The following is a 14,138-nucleotide window of genomic DNA, read 5'->3' on the forward strand; positions in this document are numbered from 1 at the left end:
ATAGGTGGCGCGGCGCTCCTCGCCCAGGGTCGGCAGCATGATGCCCATGACCTTGTCGAAGCGTTCCAGCAGGGTCAGCAGGGTCGCGTCGAACCGGCCCGACCGATAGGTCTCGGTCGAGGACATGAACTCGTAGTCGAAACCGAAGCTGTCGAGGAAGGCGCGCAGACGGGCGTTGTTATGCGCGCCGAAACTGTCGTGCGTGCCGAACGGATCGCGCACCTTGGTCAGCGGCAGGTGCAGGTCTTCGCGCAGCATCTCCGGGTTCGGCACACCCTCGGGCACCTTCCTCAGGCCGTCCATGTCGTCCGAGAAGGCGATCAGGCGCGTGCGCCAGTGGTCGCCGGTCAGGGCGCGAAACGCATTGCGCACCATGGTCGTGCGCGCCACCTCGCCAAACGTGCCCATGTGCGGCAGGCCCGACGGGCCGTAACCCGTCTCCAGGATCACCGGCCGGTTCAGCGCCTCAAAGGTCGCCAGAGCCTCATCCGCCTTGCCCGCGTCGATCAGCAGTTTCGCCGCATCGCGCTCCGCATCCGACAGCCGTTTTTTGAGCACGTGGGCCAGCAGATTGCGCGCTTGCTCAAACGGCCACGAACGGGCCTCACGGGACAGGGTTTCAAGGTTCTGAAGCATGCACCGGGCTTTGAAGCCTTGAACGCCCGCGGTCAACCGCAGCGGGCGGATCAGAGCCTGACCGATGCGTCCTTGGGCAACTGCATCAGGTTCTCGAAGCTCATGACCAGGTCGCCGTCCTGGTTGCGCACCCAGGTCTTGGTCTTGACCGTGCCGCGGTCGGGGCGGCTCTGCGACGGGGTGACGGCCAGGATCTCGCGGCGGACGGTCAGGATGTCGCCCGGCCGCACCGGGCGCAGCCAGCGCAGATCGTCGATGCTGATGCCCAGCATGGGCACGGCGCCGAAATGGGCGGCCTCGACATATTCCCGCATCACCCGCGAGGCGACGTGCCAGCCGCTGGCGATCAGGCCGCCGAAACGGCCCTCGGCGGCGGCGGCGGCGTCGATGTGCATGGGCTGGGGGTCGAACTGCTCGGCGAAGGCGATCACCTCGGCCTCGGTGATGGTGAAGGGCGCGCCTTCCCAGCTCTCGCCGACCGTCAGGTCGTCCAGATAGCGATCGGCCATGTCGTCTTCCTCATGCGAACTGGCCGTCAGATAGTCGCTTCGCGCAGCGGAGCCAACCGCCTGCGCCTTGACCCGGCGGCGCGGGCATGGCCTTTGCCCCACCTCATGCTGACCTCCGATTTCGACTTCGACCTGCCCGATGACTGCATCGCGCTGCGCCCCGCCGAGCCGCGTGATTCCGCGCGCCTGCTGGTGGTCAGGGACGGCGCGCTGGACGACCGCATCATCCGCGACCTGCCGGACTTCCTGCAGCCCGGCGACGCCCTGGTGTTCAACGACACGCGGGTCATCCCGGCCCGGCTGTCGGGCGTGCGCCAGCGCATCGGGCCGGAAGGCGAGACCCTGACCGTCGAGGTCGAGGCCACCTTGCACCACCGCGACGCTCCCGACGTCTGGTCCGCCTTCATGAAGCCTGGCAAGCGTTTGAAGGCTGGCGACCGGGTCAGGTTCGGACGAGAATCCGACGGCGCCTGCGAACTGGGCCGCCTCGACGCCACGGTCGAGGCCAAGGACGAAGACGGCCTGATCACCCTGCGCTTCGACCTGGCCGGACCGGCGCTGGACGACGCCATCCGCGACGTCGGGGTCATGCCCCTGCCCCCCTATATCGCGGCCAAGCGGCCCGAGGACGACCGCGACCGATCAGACTATCAGACGGTCTTCGCCACCTATGACGGTTCGGTCGCCGCGCCCACGGCGGGCCTGCACTTCACCCCCGCCCTGCTGGAGGCCATCCGCGCGCGCGGCGTCGCGACCCACGCCGTGACCCTGCACGTCGGCGCCGGCACCTTCCTGCCTGTCAAGGCCGACGACACCGCCGACCACAAGATGCACAGCGAATGGGGCGAGGTCTCTGAACAGACCGCCGTCGCCCTGAACGCCGTCCGCGCCGCCGGCGGCCGCATCGTCTGCGTCGGCACCACCAGCTTGCGCCTGCTGGAAAGCGCCACGACCGAGGACGGCGTAGTCCAGCCCTTCCACGGCGACACCGCCATCTTCATCACGCCCGGCTACCGCTTCCGCGCCTGCGACGTGCTGATGACCAACTTCCACCTGCCGAAGTCGACCCTTTGCATGCTGGTCAGCGCCTTCGCCGGGCTGGAGACCATGCGCGCCGCCTACGCCCACGCCATCGACAGCGGCTATCGTTTCTATTCCTATGGCGACGGGAGCCTGCTGTTCAGGAAGGACGCATGACCGACGACCTGCCGGAAGATTTCGCCGCCTCTCTGGACATCCTCGCCTCGGCGGCGAGCGAGATGCAGGACCCGTGGTGGATCTTCGGCGGCGCGGCCATGGTCCTGTGGGGCCTGCGCGACTGGCGCGCGCCCGACATCGACATCATGGCCAGCCCGCGCGACGCGCGTCGCCTGATCGAGGCCCTGCACGGCCAGGTCACGCCCGACCCGGGCGAGGGTCTGTTCCGCTCCCAGGTCTTCGGCCAGATCCTGACCACGCCGGTGCCGCTGGACGTCATGGCCAACATGGACGTGCGCGCCGGCGGCGACTGGGTTCCCGTGACCTTCACGACCCGCGTGCCGATCGCGCTGGAGGACTTCACCGTCTTCACGCCGTCCATCACCGAGCAGATCGAGACATGCCGTCTGTTCGGCCGCCCCAAGGACCTGCAACGCGCCGAAATGCTGGAAAGCCTGCGCTAGATTTCCCCTTCTCCCCCCCGGGGGAGAAGGGGCGCGCTGCAGGCGCTCGGATGAGGGGGCTGCGTCCACGCGCACCCCGGCCAGGGTCTCGTCTGCTTCCAGCCTCCCCCTCATCCGTCTCGCTCCGCGAGCCACCTTCTCCCCGGAGGGGAGAAGGACGCTGAGGGTGACAAGCCGCGTCATCCGTGTTTGAGCAATCTGAAATCCATACCGCCCCGCCCCTGCGGGGATGAGCGGAGTTGTTAGTGCCCTTCCCGTTTGAAATCTCCGCCACCGAAGGCCGCGCCCGCACCGGCGTGCTGAAGACCACGCGCGGCGACATCCGCACCCCTGCCTTCATGCCTGTCGGCACCGCCGCCACGGTCAAGGCGATGACTGTGGATCAGGTGAAGCAGACCGGCGCCGACATCCTGCTGGGCAACACCTATCACCTGATGCTGCGCCCCGGCCCGGAGCGGATGGAGCGTCTGGGCGGGCTTCACAATTTCATGCGCTGGGACAAGCCCATCCTGACCGACTCGGGCGGTTTCCAGGTCATGAGCCTGTCGGGCATTTCCAAGCTGAGCGAGGAGGCCGTGACCTTCTCCAGCCATATCGACGGGTCCAAGCACGTCCTGACGCCCGAACGCTCGATTCAGATTCAGGCCGACCGCCTGGGCTCCGACATCGTCATGCAACTGGACGAATGCGTCGCCTGGCCCGCCGAGGAAAAGCGCGCCCGCCAGGGCATGGAGTTGTCGGCCCGCTGGGCCCTGCGGTCCAAGAACGCCTTCGGCGCGCGCGATGCTCAGGCCCTGTTCGGCATCCAGCAGGGCTCGACCTATGAGAACCTGCGCCGCGAATCCTCGGAACGCCTGCAGGAGATCGGCTTCGACGGCTACGCCATCGGCGGCCTTGCCGTCGGCGAGGGCCATGAGGCCATGTGCGAGGTCCTCGACTTCGCCCCGGAGTTCCTGCCGAAAGACCGCCCCCGCTATCTGATGGGCGTGGGCAAGCCGATCGACCTGGTCGAGGCGGTGTATCGCGGCGTCGACATGTTCGACTGCGTCCTGCCGACCCGGGCGGGTCGTCACGGTCAGGCCTGGACCTGGGACGGCCCGATCAACCTGAAGAACGCCCGCTTCGCCGAGGATCAGGACCCGCTGGACATGGGCGTGCCCTGCCCGGCCTCGCAAGACTATTCAAAGGCTTACCTGCACCACCTGATCCGCGCCGACGAGATCCTCGGCAAGGTGCTGCTGAGCTGGCACAACATCGCCTTCTTCCAGGCCCTGACGGCGGCCATGCGCGAGGCCATCAGCGAAGGCCGCTTCGAGCAGTTCCGGCGCGACTTCCGCGCCCGGCACCTGAAGGCCTAGTTTCGAGCCTGACCACGCGTCTGGCGCGGCGTGAACCCCGCCGGAGCCGCCGGCGGGGCGCAGTTGCGCTGCATCCCCACGCCCTTGAGGAAGGACCGACGGCGCAGGCCCGCCTGAATGGCCGACTGCACATGCTTGCTGTGGGCGTCGGCGCCGGTCAGACGGCGCACCCAGCTGCGCGCGGGGATGAAGTCGGTGACGGCGCCGCGCACGGCGTCCAGCGTGGCGCTCGCCGCCGCATCCGCCGCCCGCTCGCTCAGATAGGACCCGTCCTGGGTCGGCGGCGCGTCCGTATCCGGCCCCAGGGCTTCGTCCAGCCGCGCGATCTCGGCGGCGATGGTGCGGCAGTGGTTCAGATTGCGCAGGTCATAGGGGTTGTTCTCCGCCTGCAGCAGAACCATCGGGATCTGCTGCCGCCGCAGGTTGAAGTCGTCCAGCGGCGCCGTGACGGCGTCGCCCAGCCCCGCGCCGACCTGTTCGGCCCCGCCGCGCGCCGACGCCCCGGCGTTGCATCCGGTCAGGAGCAGCGAAACGGAAACGGCGGCGAGAGCAGGATGGCGCATCCCGCCTTAGACCACGCCGCGTCCTTACGGTGAAGGCTAATGCGGCCCGCGGTTGTTGAACCGTTCGTGGTTGGCCTGACGCGTCTTCTTGCCCTGGCCCTTGTGCGCCTCGGTGCGGATCGGACGGGTGTTGTGATTGCGGCCCTGCTGATGGCCCGCCATCCCCATGGCCTCGCCTTCGTCGGCGTAATCGCCCACCTCGCCCGCCGCCGGTCCCGCCAGGGTCGAATCGGCCACGTCGTGAGCGGCGTAGGACCGCGGCTCGGGGCGAACCGACCGATTCTGCTCACGCGCCTGATCATTCGGGGCGATGGGATCGTTCACCGCGTTCTGCGACGTGGCCTTGGAAGAGGTGGTGTTCTGATGCGGCATGGCCGATCTCCCTTGGATTCCTGAGCAAAACAAGGGGCGCAGACGGACGTTCCGTCGCCGGGCCGGGAGATCAGAAAAAAGGGGAGATGGTACGCCCCCTCGGGCTCGAACCGAGGACCCTCTGATTAAAAGTCAGATGCTCTAACCAACTGAGCTAGGGGCGCACACTCTTTGAAATCAACCACTTGGGCTGCTTCACCGCGAACCGGCGCGAGGCCTGTTTGCGGAGGCGGTTTCTGGTTCATTCGCGCCGAGAGGTCAAGGGCCACGATGCCGTAAGGCACGTAATTTATGAGAACATCCCTCTCGGTCAGTTGCGGTTCACCTTGGATCGTTCAACAAAGGGAGGGAACCGGGCTCGCCGGATGACGTTTGCTGCCCCACAAGGGGGAAATTCTTATGAACCGATTGAATCTGAACCGCTTGCTGCTGATCGCGGCCCTGGGCGCCGCCGCCGCGACGTCGGCCTGTGACGAACCGCCGGTCGAGACCGAGTCGGTTCAGGTCGAGGTTCAGGAGCCCGCCGCGCCCGCGGCCGAGGAATCGGCGGCGCCGGCCGTGGCCGAGGCGCCTGCGGCGGATGCGCCCCCTCCCGTCGACACCCTGCCGCCCGAACAACGGACCTCGGAACAGACGGTTCAGCCGGAAAGCGATACGCTGTTCTACTGATTCCATCGGCGAGGGCCTTCGCTTCCCTCGTTCGCGCCCTGAGCCAAGGTTCCAGTTTGACGTCGAGGCCACACCTCCTTCTCGCCGGCATGGCGCTCTGGGCTGTCAGCGCGCACGCGGCTGCTGCCGAGCCTCGCGCCCAGATTCGCGGGGACATCGACGCCGAACTGCGCCGTGAACTGGAACGCGCCGTCGGAACCGTGGACGATGCGCCGTCCAGCCGGTTCGAGGCCCGTCGTCGCGCCCGCACGGCGATGGAATCCGCCGAAGCCCTGTTGCGTTCGGAAGGCTATTACCAGCCGACGCTTCAGGATGACGTGGAGGGCGAGGACAAGCCGGTCGCCGTCGTGACCGTCACGCCCGGTCGGCGGTTCGTGCTCGGCGAGACCAAGGTCAACTGGGTCGCCCCCGTGCCGGACGCCGACGCCAGTCGCAACGCCACCGCCGACCTGGGGCTGGCGCCGGGCGATCCTGGCCGCGCCGCCGACGTCCTGGCGGCCGAGGGACGGATCGTGGCCGGGCTGACGCGCCAGGGCTACGCCGACGCCAAGGCCGAACCGCGCCGGGTCGTCGTCGACCACGCGACCTTCACGGTTCAACCCAATTTCAACATCGCCTCGGGCGCCCTGGTCCGGCTGGACGGCGTGCGGGTGCGCACGCGCGGACCGAGCAATCCCGAATGGGTCGCCGGCCTGGCTCCCTGGACGGCGGGCGACCGCTATGACCCCGAGGACGTGGCCGAACTGGAGCGTCGCCTGCTGGACACCGGCGTCTATGACGGCGTCGGCGTGTCCCTGTCGCCGCTCGATCAGGTCGACGCCGACGGCCTGCGCCCCGTCATCGTCACCCTGTCCGACCGGCCGCGCAGCCTGCTGGAGGCCGGCGCCACCTATTCGACCGCCGAAGGCGCGGGCGTGGACGTGTTCCAGACCCGCTACAACCGCTTCGGCCGCGCCGCGACGCTGAAATACGGCGGGCGTTTCGCCAGCATCGACAGCCGCCTGGGCGGCGAGGCCAGCTTCCCCCACTGGCGGCGCCCGGGCCGGACGCTGAAACTGTCGGCCTACCTCGTCAACGAGCAGACGGACGCCTACGACCGCAGCGCCGTCGCCCTGTCGGCCGACCTGTCGCAACGGATCGGCAAGACCTCCTTCTTCACCTACGGCCTGGGGGTCGATGCGGGCCAGTACACGGAAAACCGCTTCGATCCGATCACCCAGGCGCCCATCACCTTCGACCGCGACCTGGCCATTGTGACGGGGCGCGCCGCCGCCTTCATGGACCGCTCCAACGATCCGCTGAACCCGACCACGGGCTTCCGCCTCTATGTCTCGGCCCAGCCGACCGCCGTGACGGGCGAGGACACGGTGCTGTTCCTGCGCACCGAGGGCCAGGCCACGGGCTATCTGCCCTTGCAGGACGGCGCCAGGACGGTGCTGGCGGGCCGGGCGCGCATCGGCTCCATCATCGGCGGCCAGGAATTGACGGTGCCGTCGGACCGCCTCTTCTACTCCGGCGGCGGCGGTTCAGTGCGCGGCTATTCCTACCAGAGCATCAACCCGCGCCTGCCCGACAACACCCCGCGCGGCGGCGTGTCGCTGTTCGAGACCTCGCTCGAACTGCGCCGCGACATCGGCCAGAAGTTCCAGGCCGTCGGCTTCGTCGACGCCGGCGCCATCGGCTTCCAGGAAACCCCCAACCTGACCAACATGCGTTACGGCGCGGGCGTGGGCGTGCGTTACAAGCTGCCGTTCGGCCCGGTCCGCGCCGACGTCGCATTCCCCTTGAACAAGCGCGAGGGCGACTCCGGGTTCCAGCTCTACATCAGCATCGGCCAGGCGTTTTGACCGACACTCCTCCGCCTCACGAAACCGAAGCGGAAAGCGCCGCCGACACCCCGGTGAAACGGGCGAAGCGCAAACGCACGCGCCTGCAACTGATCGCCTTCGTGTCGGGCGTCGTGGTCGCCTCCCTGCTGGCGCTGACCATCGTGCTGGCCGTCGGCGGGCGGATCTATCTGGTCTCGGACTCGGGCCGTGAACTCATCACCAGCTTCGTCGCCGGCAAGAAGATCAGCCGCTATGGCCGCATCAACGTCGAGGGGCTGAAGGGCGACCTGTTCGACGACTTCACCCTGAGTCGAGTCACCATCACCGATGCGAACGGCGTCTGGCTGGAAGCCACCAACGTCCGCCTCGACTGGTCCTACTGGCCCCTGCTGATGCGGCGCTTCCACGCCACCGAGATCCGCGCCGACCAGATCCGCCTGCTCCGCCGCCCGCAGTTCGAGCCGCGCGAGGAACCGGGCGGCCCGCAAGCCCTCTCCATCGACATCGACAAGTTCAGCGCCAATGTCGAGCTGATGGAGGGCTTCTCCAAGGAGTATGGCCGCTGGACTCTGAGCGGCGACGCCGAGGTCCCGCGTCACGGCGACAAGACGGTCAACGTCAACGCCTTCAGCCTGGACCACAAGGGCGACCATCTGCTGCTCAAGGCCGTCATCGGCAAGAAGCCCGAGGACCTGCGCGTCAACCTGCGCGCGATCGAGGCCCGGGGCGGTCCCATCGCCGGGTCGCTGGGCTATTCGCCCGACCAGCCCTTCTCGGCCGTCGCCGTGGTCAACGGCAGGATCGTCGATGTCGTGGTCAAGACCGGCGACTTCACCCCCCTGTCGGTCAAGGGCCGCTACGGCAAGGACGGCGCGCGCATCGGCGGCCATGCCGACTTCTCGGGTTCGGACCTGCTGGACCCCTTCGCCCGGCGCATCGGCCAGACCGCCCGCTTCGGCTTCGCCAGCCGTCCGGTGCATGGCCAGGACCAGGTTCAGGGCATGGCCTGGACCCTGACGTCGGAAAACCTCACGACGCGGGCGCAGGGTTTGATCAACCTCAAGGAGCGCGCCGCGCCCGAGGGCGTGGCCCTGAACCTCGCGACGCCCTCGCTCAGCCGTCTGGTCGGCTTCACCCTGGCCGGGGCGACGACCTATGAGGGCGTGTTCAGGGGGGACGCCAAGACCTGGACGGTGCAGGGCGCCGCCGACCTGCGCGACGCCGACATCGCCAGCTACCACGCCGCTCGCCTGTCAGGGCCGCTCAGCCTGACCCACAGCAAGGGCCGGTTCGACGTCACGACCGACGCCCGCGCCGCGGGCGGCTCGACCGCCGGCATCATAGGCGCCCTGCTGGGGGCGACGCCGCGCGTTCAGCTGGAAGGCTCGCGCACCGCCGACGGCGCCTATGTGCTGAAAAAGATCGACGGTCGCGGCCAGGCCCTGACCCTGACCGGCTCGGGCGGGCGCAGCCTCACCGGGGGCCTCAGCTTCAGGGGCGACGCCGACATCACCGATATCTCGCGCATCCGCCCCGGCGCCAAGGGCTCGTTCAAGGGACCTATCCAGGCGGGCAAGGCGCATGGCGACACGCCCTGGACGCTCAGCTTCGACGGACGCGGCTCGGGCATGACCATCGGCATGGACGAACTGGACCGCCTCCTGGGCCAGACGCCCCGCCTCAAGGCCGCCGGGTCCTGGCGTCACGGCGTCCTCTCCATCGACAGCAGCGAACTGACCGGCGCCGCCGGCCGCATGGGCGCCAAGGGCCTGATCGAGGGCGGCAAGATGCGCCTGGCCCTCGACTGGGACGCCCGCGGCCCCTTCGGCGTCGGCCCCGTCGCCATCGACGGCGCCATGACCGGCGACGGCGCCCTGACCGGAACCCTGGCCCAGCCTCGCGCCGACCTGCGCGCCGCCTTCGACAAGGTCTCGGCGGGCGGTCTGACCCTGACCAACGCCGACCTGATCCTCAGCTTCCGCAAGGGCGCCGATGCGTCTGACGGGCGCATCGTCGTCAACTCCGGCTCCAACTACGGACCCGCCCGCGCCTCGGGCAACTTCTTCCTCGGCGGGAACCGCATCCGCATGACCGAGGTGGACGTCAACGCCGGCGGCGTCATAGCGCAGGGGTCGATCGCCCTGTCCAACAACTTCCCCTCCAGCGCCGACCTGACCTTCACCGCGCGTCAGGGCGCCTTCCTGGCCTCGGGTGAGGCCAACGGTCGCGTGCGCCTGACCGACGGCGGCGGCGACCAAAGCGCCATTCTGGACGTGACCGGGCGCAACGTGCGCTTCGCCGGTTCGACCTGGATCGTCCGCAATCTGGCCCTCAAGGGCCAGGGCACGCTGGAGCGCCTGCCCTTCACCCTGTCGGCCGACGTCGGCGGCGCCACCCCGGTTCAGTTCAACGGCACGGGCGAGTACTCGCGCGAAGGCCCCGCCCAGAGCATCACCCTGCGCGGCGGCGGCCGCGTGCGCGAGGTCGCCTTCACCACCCGCGCCCCCGCCATCATCGCCCTGAACGGCGACGGCCGCGTGGTCCGCCTCGATCTGGGCGTCGGCGGCGGCGTTCTGGCCGGCGAGCTGCGTCAGGACAAGGCCGGCAGCGTCATCCAGGCCGAACTGACCAATGTCGAGATGGGCTCCCTGACCCCCGACCTGCGCGGCCAGATCACCGGCCGCGTCTCGCTGCAAGGTTCGGGCGACACGCTGAACGGCTCGGCCAATGTGGACCTGAAGCAGCTTCGCAGCATCGACGCCCCGCGCGGTCTGGCCGTGGACGGGACGCTGAACGCCGACCTGACCGACAATGTTCTTCGCATCCGGGCCCAGGGCAACGACGGCACGGCGGTTCAGGCCTCAGCCGACGTCAGCCTGCCGGTCGAGGCGTCCGCCGCGCCGCTGCGCCTGGCCGTCGCCCGCACTCGCGACATATCCGGCCAGGTGGCCGTCAACGGCCAGATCCAGCCCATCTGGGACCTGTTCCTCGGCGGCGCCCAGTCGCTGTCGGGCCAGGTGGCGGCCCGCGCGTCGCTGGGCGGCACCCTGAACGAACCGCGCCTGAACGGCCGTCTGGACCTGGCCCAGGGCGCCTTCCGCGACGCCGCGACAGGGCTGCGCCTTGAAGGCGTCACCCTGGCCAGCCGCTTCGACGGCAATCAGGCGGTGATCGAGCGGTTCGAGGGCGCCGACGGCGTCAAGGGCACGGTCACGGGTCGCGGCGAGTTGGGCCTGCGTCAGGGCTCGGGCTCCACCCTGCGGCTGGAACTGACCCGCTTCCGCGTCATCGACAACGACATAGCCGAGGCTCGCGCCAACGGGGTGCTGACGGCGGTGCGCGGCGCCGACGGCAACGTCCAACTGAGCGGCGACCTGAACATCGACGACGCGAACATCTCGCCCAACCTGCCCGGCTCGAACGGCGTGGTGAAGATGGACGTGGTCGAAATCAACCGCCCCGGCGGCGACCCGGTCGAGGTCGAGACCAAGTCGCGCGGCCCGCAGATCGGGCTGAACCTGAATCTGACCGGGCGTGAAATCCACGTGCGCGGACGCGGCCTGAACGTCGAACTGACCGCCGACGCCCGCGTGCGCGGCACCATCGCCCAGCCGCAGCTGACGGGCACGGCCAATGTGGTGCGCGGCGACTATGAGTTCGCGGGCAAGCGTTTCGTCTTTGACGACACGGGCTCTGTGACCCTGTCGACCGACCCGGCGCGCATCCGCCTGAACCTCGCGGCGGTGCGTGAGGACCCGAACCTGACAGCGACCATCAAGGTCACTGGCACGGCGGCCCAGCCCAAGATCGAACTGACCTCGACCCCCTCCCTGCCCCAGGACGAAATCCTGTCGCAGGTCCTGTTCGGGCGTTCGGCCTCGCAGTTGTCAGGATTTGAGGCGGCGCAACTGGCCTCGGCCGTGGCTTCGCTCGCCGGCGGCGGCGGCTTCGACGTCATCGGCAACCTGCGCCAGCTGGCGGGCCTGGACCGCCTGTCCTTCGGCGGCGAGGCCTCCAGCCTGACGGTGGCCGGCGGCCGCTACATCACCGACGACGTCTATCTGGAGGTCATCGGCGGCGGCGAAGGCGGGGCGGCGGTCAACGTCGAGTGGCAGGTGCGCCGCAACCTGGCCGTCAGCTCCAAGTTCGGCGGCGAAGGCGACGCCAGCCTGTCGATCCGCTGGCGCCGCGAAAGCGACCGCCCCGGCGGCGCCACAGCCGCCGACCGTCGCCGCAGAAGCCGCTAGGCCAAAAGGTAGTCCTCACCTGCGCAGCGGCGGAGGATTGAGTTCGCGCTCAGCCGCTACAGAATGTGCAGGATGTTCTCGACCGGACGCCCGATCCGGGCGCCCTTCGCCGACTGGACAATGGGCCGCTCGACCAGCACCGGGTCGGCGATCATGGCGGCGCGGATCACGTCCTCGGACGCGCCGCTGGCCAACAGTTCAGCCGTCCGGGGCTCGCGCTGGCGCAGCAGGCCGGACAGGCCGCCCCCCGTCTGCTCGGCCAGCCGGTCCAGCGTCGCCGCGTCCCAGCCGGTCTTCAGATACTCGACCACCGTGGGCTGGACGCCCTTCTCCAGCAGCAGCTCCAGCGCCTTGCGCGAGGTCGAGCATTTCGGATTGTGGAAGATGGTGACGGCCATGGCGAAACTCCTGTCTGAGGCCCTCACCTAGTGCGAAATGGGTCCAGACGCGACCGCATCCGAACTCAGATCTTCGCTCCAGCATCAAGCCTTGAGACCGTCTCGCGCCAGGGCCGCCGCGCCGCGCAGCCCCCCGACGTGCAGGATGGCGCACACCAGCACGGCGACAGCGGCGACCGCGCTGCCCCACGCCGGCACGCCCGCCACGCCTAGCGGCGCGCCAACCAGAAGCCCGACGCCGAAGGAGCTGAGTTCATACAGCGCCCAGGCCAGGCCGAAGACCGGCATCACCCGGTTGGGACGGCGCCATTGCATCAGACCCAGCACAGCGGCGGCCCCGGCGAAGAAGATCGCGAAGCCCGTCGTCGCGCCTCGGAAAGCGGCCTGCCCGACGTCTGCGCCGAACCAGACCAGCCCCGCCTGCATCAGCCCCATCGCCGCCCACAGCCAGAAGCCCAAGGCGCTGAGACGCGCCATCGCCTGCGCCGTCGAACTCGAATCGACGGGACCGAACGGATTGGGGAAGCTGAAACGACGGTTCATGCGCGACTCCTTGAATGCGGCGGCAAACCTATCCCGCGGTGCCCTGATATCCCAAGTCCGTGAGCGAGAAACCGCCCCGCCTTCACCTTTGCTTCGCCCCCGTCTAGGGTCGCCGCCATGCGGATCGAACCCCACGACCAGGCCGTGCTCGACCATGTCGCGGCCCAAGGCGACGTCATCGTCGCTCGGACCATAGACTGGGCCAACATCAACTCCGGCAGCCGCCACGCCGCCGGTCTGGCGCGCATGCTGGACGTGCTGGAGGCCGAGGGCCGCCGCCTGCCCGCCGCCGTCGTGCGCGTGCCGACGCAAGCCTCGACCACCGTGGCCGACAGCGGCGCCGTGATCCCCGAAAGCTACGCCGACTGCCTGACCCTCACCGCCCGGCCCGAGGCCCCGATCCAGGTGGTCCTGACCGGCCACTACGACACGGTCTTTCCCGCCGACAGCGCCTTCCAGACCGTCGTCACCCGCCCCGACGGCGCCCTGAACGGTCCCGGCGTCGCCGACATGAAGGGCGGGATCAGCGTCATGCTGGCCGCACTGGAAGCCTTTGAAACCCACCCGGACAAGGCCCGCGTCGGCTGGACCGTGCTGCTGTCCCCCGACGAAGAGATCGGCTCGCCCGCCTCGGCCCCCCTGCTGGCTGAACTGGGCGCGCGCGGCCACGTCGGCCTGACCTATGAGCCCGCCCTGTCGGACGGGACCCTGGCCGGCGAGCGCAAGGGCAGCGGCAACTTCCACCTGATCGTCACGGGCAAGGCCGCCCACGCCGGCCGCGCCTTCCACGAAGGCGCCAATGCGGTCGCCGGCGCCGCCATGATCGCCGCCCGCCTGCACGGCCTGAACGGCCAGCGCGAGGGCGTCACCGTCAATGTCGCCAAGATCGCCGGCGGCGGGCCGCTGAACGTCGTGGCCGACAACGCCGTGGTCCGCTTCAACGTCCGCGTGCCGGACGCCGAGAGCGCCGCCTGGATCGACGCCACGGTGCGCGCCATCGCCGCCGAGCCCCCCTTCCCCGGCCTGACGCTGGACCTGCACGGCGGCATGACCCGCGCGCCCAAGCCGATGGACGCCAGCCAGACCGCCCTGTTCCACGCCGTCCGCGACGCGGGCGAGCTGCTGGGGCAAACGATTGCCTGGAAGCCGTCAGGCGGCGTCTGCGAAGGCAACAACCTGCACGCCGCCGGCCTGCCCAATGTCGACACCCTGGGCGTCGTCGGCGGCGAGATCCATTCGGATCAGGAGTTCGCCTGGCCCGCCAGCTTCGTCGAACGCGCCCAACTGTCCGCCCTGATCCTGTGCAAGATCGCCTCGGGCGAGATTGACGCGTTGAAACTGAAACAGCTCCGA

The 14,138-nt window shown here is 69.3% G+C and carries 12 protein-coding genes, 1 tRNA gene and 1 pseudogene; 7 read left to right on the forward strand and 7 right to left on the reverse strand.

Features of this window, described 5'->3' with window-relative positions:
• A pseudogene (lysK, locus tag VGE49_RS07765) lies at positions 1-636 on the reverse strand (lysine--tRNA ligase); the annotation flags it as partial.
• 50 nt (positions 637-686) lie between these two features.
• The gene (locus VGE49_RS07770; protein WP_331033988.1) at positions 687-1,145 is read right to left on the reverse strand and encodes a MaoC family dehydratase; all 459 of its coding nucleotides are present in this window, start codon (positions 1,143-1,145) and stop codon (positions 687-689) included.
• Positions 1,146-1,250: 105 nt separating this feature from the next.
• Between VGE49_RS07770 and queA the strand changes: the two genes are divergently transcribed.
• The 3 genes from queA to tgt all read left to right on the forward strand — a co-directional run bounded on the left by queA (position 1,251) and on the right by tgt (position 4,164).
• Entirely contained in the window at positions 1,251-2,342 is a 1,092-nt protein-coding gene (gene queA / locus VGE49_RS07775; RefSeq protein WP_331033989.1) for a tRNA preQ1(34) S-adenosylmethionine ribosyltransferase-isomerase QueA, read from the forward strand.
• A complete protein-coding gene (locus VGE49_RS07780; protein WP_331033990.1) occupies positions 2,339-2,806 on the forward strand; it encodes a hypothetical protein in 468 nt (155 codons plus the stop codon). Before queA ends, VGE49_RS07780 begins: the two co-directional genes overlap by 4 nt.
• A 239-nt stretch (positions 2,807-3,045) precedes the next feature.
• Positions 3,046-4,164 (forward strand): tRNA guanosine(34) transglycosylase Tgt, encoded by a 1,119-nt coding sequence (tgt, locus tag VGE49_RS07785; RefSeq protein WP_331033991.1) that lies wholly within the window; start codon positions 3,046-3,048, stop codon positions 4,162-4,164.
• Here tgt and VGE49_RS07790 read toward each other — a convergent pair.
• From VGE49_RS07790 to VGE49_RS07800, 3 genes are all read right to left on the reverse strand, one after another.
• A complete protein-coding gene (locus tag VGE49_RS07790; RefSeq protein ID WP_331033992.1) occupies positions 4,161-4,727 on the reverse strand; it encodes a hypothetical protein in 567 nt (188 codons plus the stop codon). The genes tgt and VGE49_RS07790 overlap by 4 nt on opposite strands.
• Positions 4,728-4,763: 36 nt before the next feature.
• Positions 4,764-5,099 carry a hypothetical protein gene (locus tag VGE49_RS07795; RefSeq protein ID WP_331033993.1) on the reverse strand — a complete coding sequence of 112 codons (336 nt, stop codon included), beginning with the start codon at positions 5,097-5,099 and terminating at the stop codon, positions 4,764-4,766.
• Positions 5,100-5,186: 87 nt separating this feature from the next.
• A tRNA-Lys gene (locus VGE49_RS07800) sits at positions 5,187-5,263 on the reverse strand.
• A 235-nt stretch (positions 5,264-5,498) separates the two neighbouring features.
• On the opposite strand from VGE49_RS07800, the gene VGE49_RS07805 reads away from it, so the two are divergent.
• The 3 genes from VGE49_RS07805 (at position 5,499) to VGE49_RS07815 (ending at position 11,844) form a co-directional block, all read left to right on the forward strand.
• The gene (locus VGE49_RS07805) at positions 5,499-5,768 is read left to right on the forward strand and encodes a hypothetical protein (RefSeq protein ID WP_331033994.1); all 270 of its coding nucleotides are present in this window, start codon (positions 5,499-5,501) and stop codon (positions 5,766-5,768) included.
• Between the two features lie 89 nt (positions 5,769-5,857).
• The gene (locus VGE49_RS07810; protein ID WP_331033995.1) at positions 5,858-7,615 is read left to right on the forward strand and encodes an autotransporter assembly complex protein TamA; all 1,758 of its coding nucleotides are present in this window, start codon (positions 5,858-5,860) and stop codon (positions 7,613-7,615) included.
• On the forward strand, positions 7,612-11,844 hold the full coding sequence (locus tag VGE49_RS07815; protein ID WP_331033996.1) for a translocation/assembly module TamB domain-containing protein: 4,233 nt from the start codon (positions 7,612-7,614) through the stop codon (positions 11,842-11,844). Before VGE49_RS07810 ends, VGE49_RS07815 begins: the two co-directional genes overlap by 4 nt.
• Before the next feature lie 56 nt (positions 11,845-11,900).
• Here VGE49_RS07815 and VGE49_RS07820 read toward each other — a convergent pair whose 3' ends face one another.
• Together VGE49_RS07820 and VGE49_RS07825 are read right to left on the reverse strand one after the other, a co-directional pair.
• Positions 11,901-12,242 carry an arsenate reductase family protein gene (locus tag VGE49_RS07820; protein WP_331033997.1) on the reverse strand — a complete coding sequence of 114 codons (342 nt, stop codon included), beginning with the start codon at positions 12,240-12,242 and terminating at the stop codon, positions 11,901-11,903.
• A gap of 84 nt (positions 12,243-12,326) precedes the next feature.
• Entirely contained in the window at positions 12,327-12,785 is a 459-nt protein-coding gene (locus VGE49_RS07825) for a hypothetical protein (RefSeq protein ID WP_331033998.1), read from the reverse strand.
• 117 nt (positions 12,786-12,902) lie between these two features.
• Here VGE49_RS07825 and VGE49_RS07830 point away from each other — a divergent pair.
• On the forward strand, positions 12,903-14,138 hold a 1,236-nt coding region (locus VGE49_RS07830; RefSeq protein ID WP_331033999.1), incomplete at its 3' end, for a hydrolase.

The organism is Brevundimonas sp. (genome assembly GCF_036405315.1).
GTDB lineage: Bacteria > Pseudomonadota > Alphaproteobacteria > Caulobacterales > Caulobacteraceae > Brevundimonas.

Excerpts from the sequence above, each read along its gene's own strand:
- VGE49_RS07770 (WP_331033988.1), bottom strand. The coding sequence starts at position 1,145 with ATGGCCGATCGCTATCTGGACGACCTGACGGTCGGCGAGAGCTGGGAA.
- queA (WP_331033989.1), top strand. The coding sequence starts at position 1,251 with ATGCTGACCTCCGATTTCGACTTCGACCTGCCCGATGACTGCATCGCG.
- VGE49_RS07780 (WP_331033990.1), top strand. The coding sequence starts at position 2,339 with ATGACCGACGACCTGCCGGAAGATTTCGCCGCCTCTCTGGACATCCTC.
- VGE49_RS07790 (WP_331033992.1), bottom strand. The coding sequence starts at position 4,727 with ATGCGCCATCCTGCTCTCGCCGCCGTTTCCGTTTCGCTGCTCCTGACC.
- VGE49_RS07795 (WP_331033993.1), bottom strand. The coding sequence starts at position 5,099 with ATGCCGCATCAGAACACCACCTCTTCCAAGGCCACGTCGCAGAACGCG.
- VGE49_RS07805 (WP_331033994.1), top strand. The coding sequence starts at position 5,499 with ATGAACCGATTGAATCTGAACCGCTTGCTGCTGATCGCGGCCCTGGGC.
- VGE49_RS07810 (WP_331033995.1), top strand. The coding sequence starts at position 5,858 with ATGGCGCTCTGGGCTGTCAGCGCGCACGCGGCTGCTGCCGAGCCTCGC.
- VGE49_RS07820 (WP_331033997.1), bottom strand. The coding sequence starts at position 12,242 with ATGGCCGTCACCATCTTCCACAATCCGAAATGCTCGACCTCGCGCAAG.
- VGE49_RS07825 (WP_331033998.1), bottom strand. The coding sequence starts at position 12,785 with ATGAACCGTCGTTTCAGCTTCCCCAATCCGTTCGGTCCCGTCGATTCG.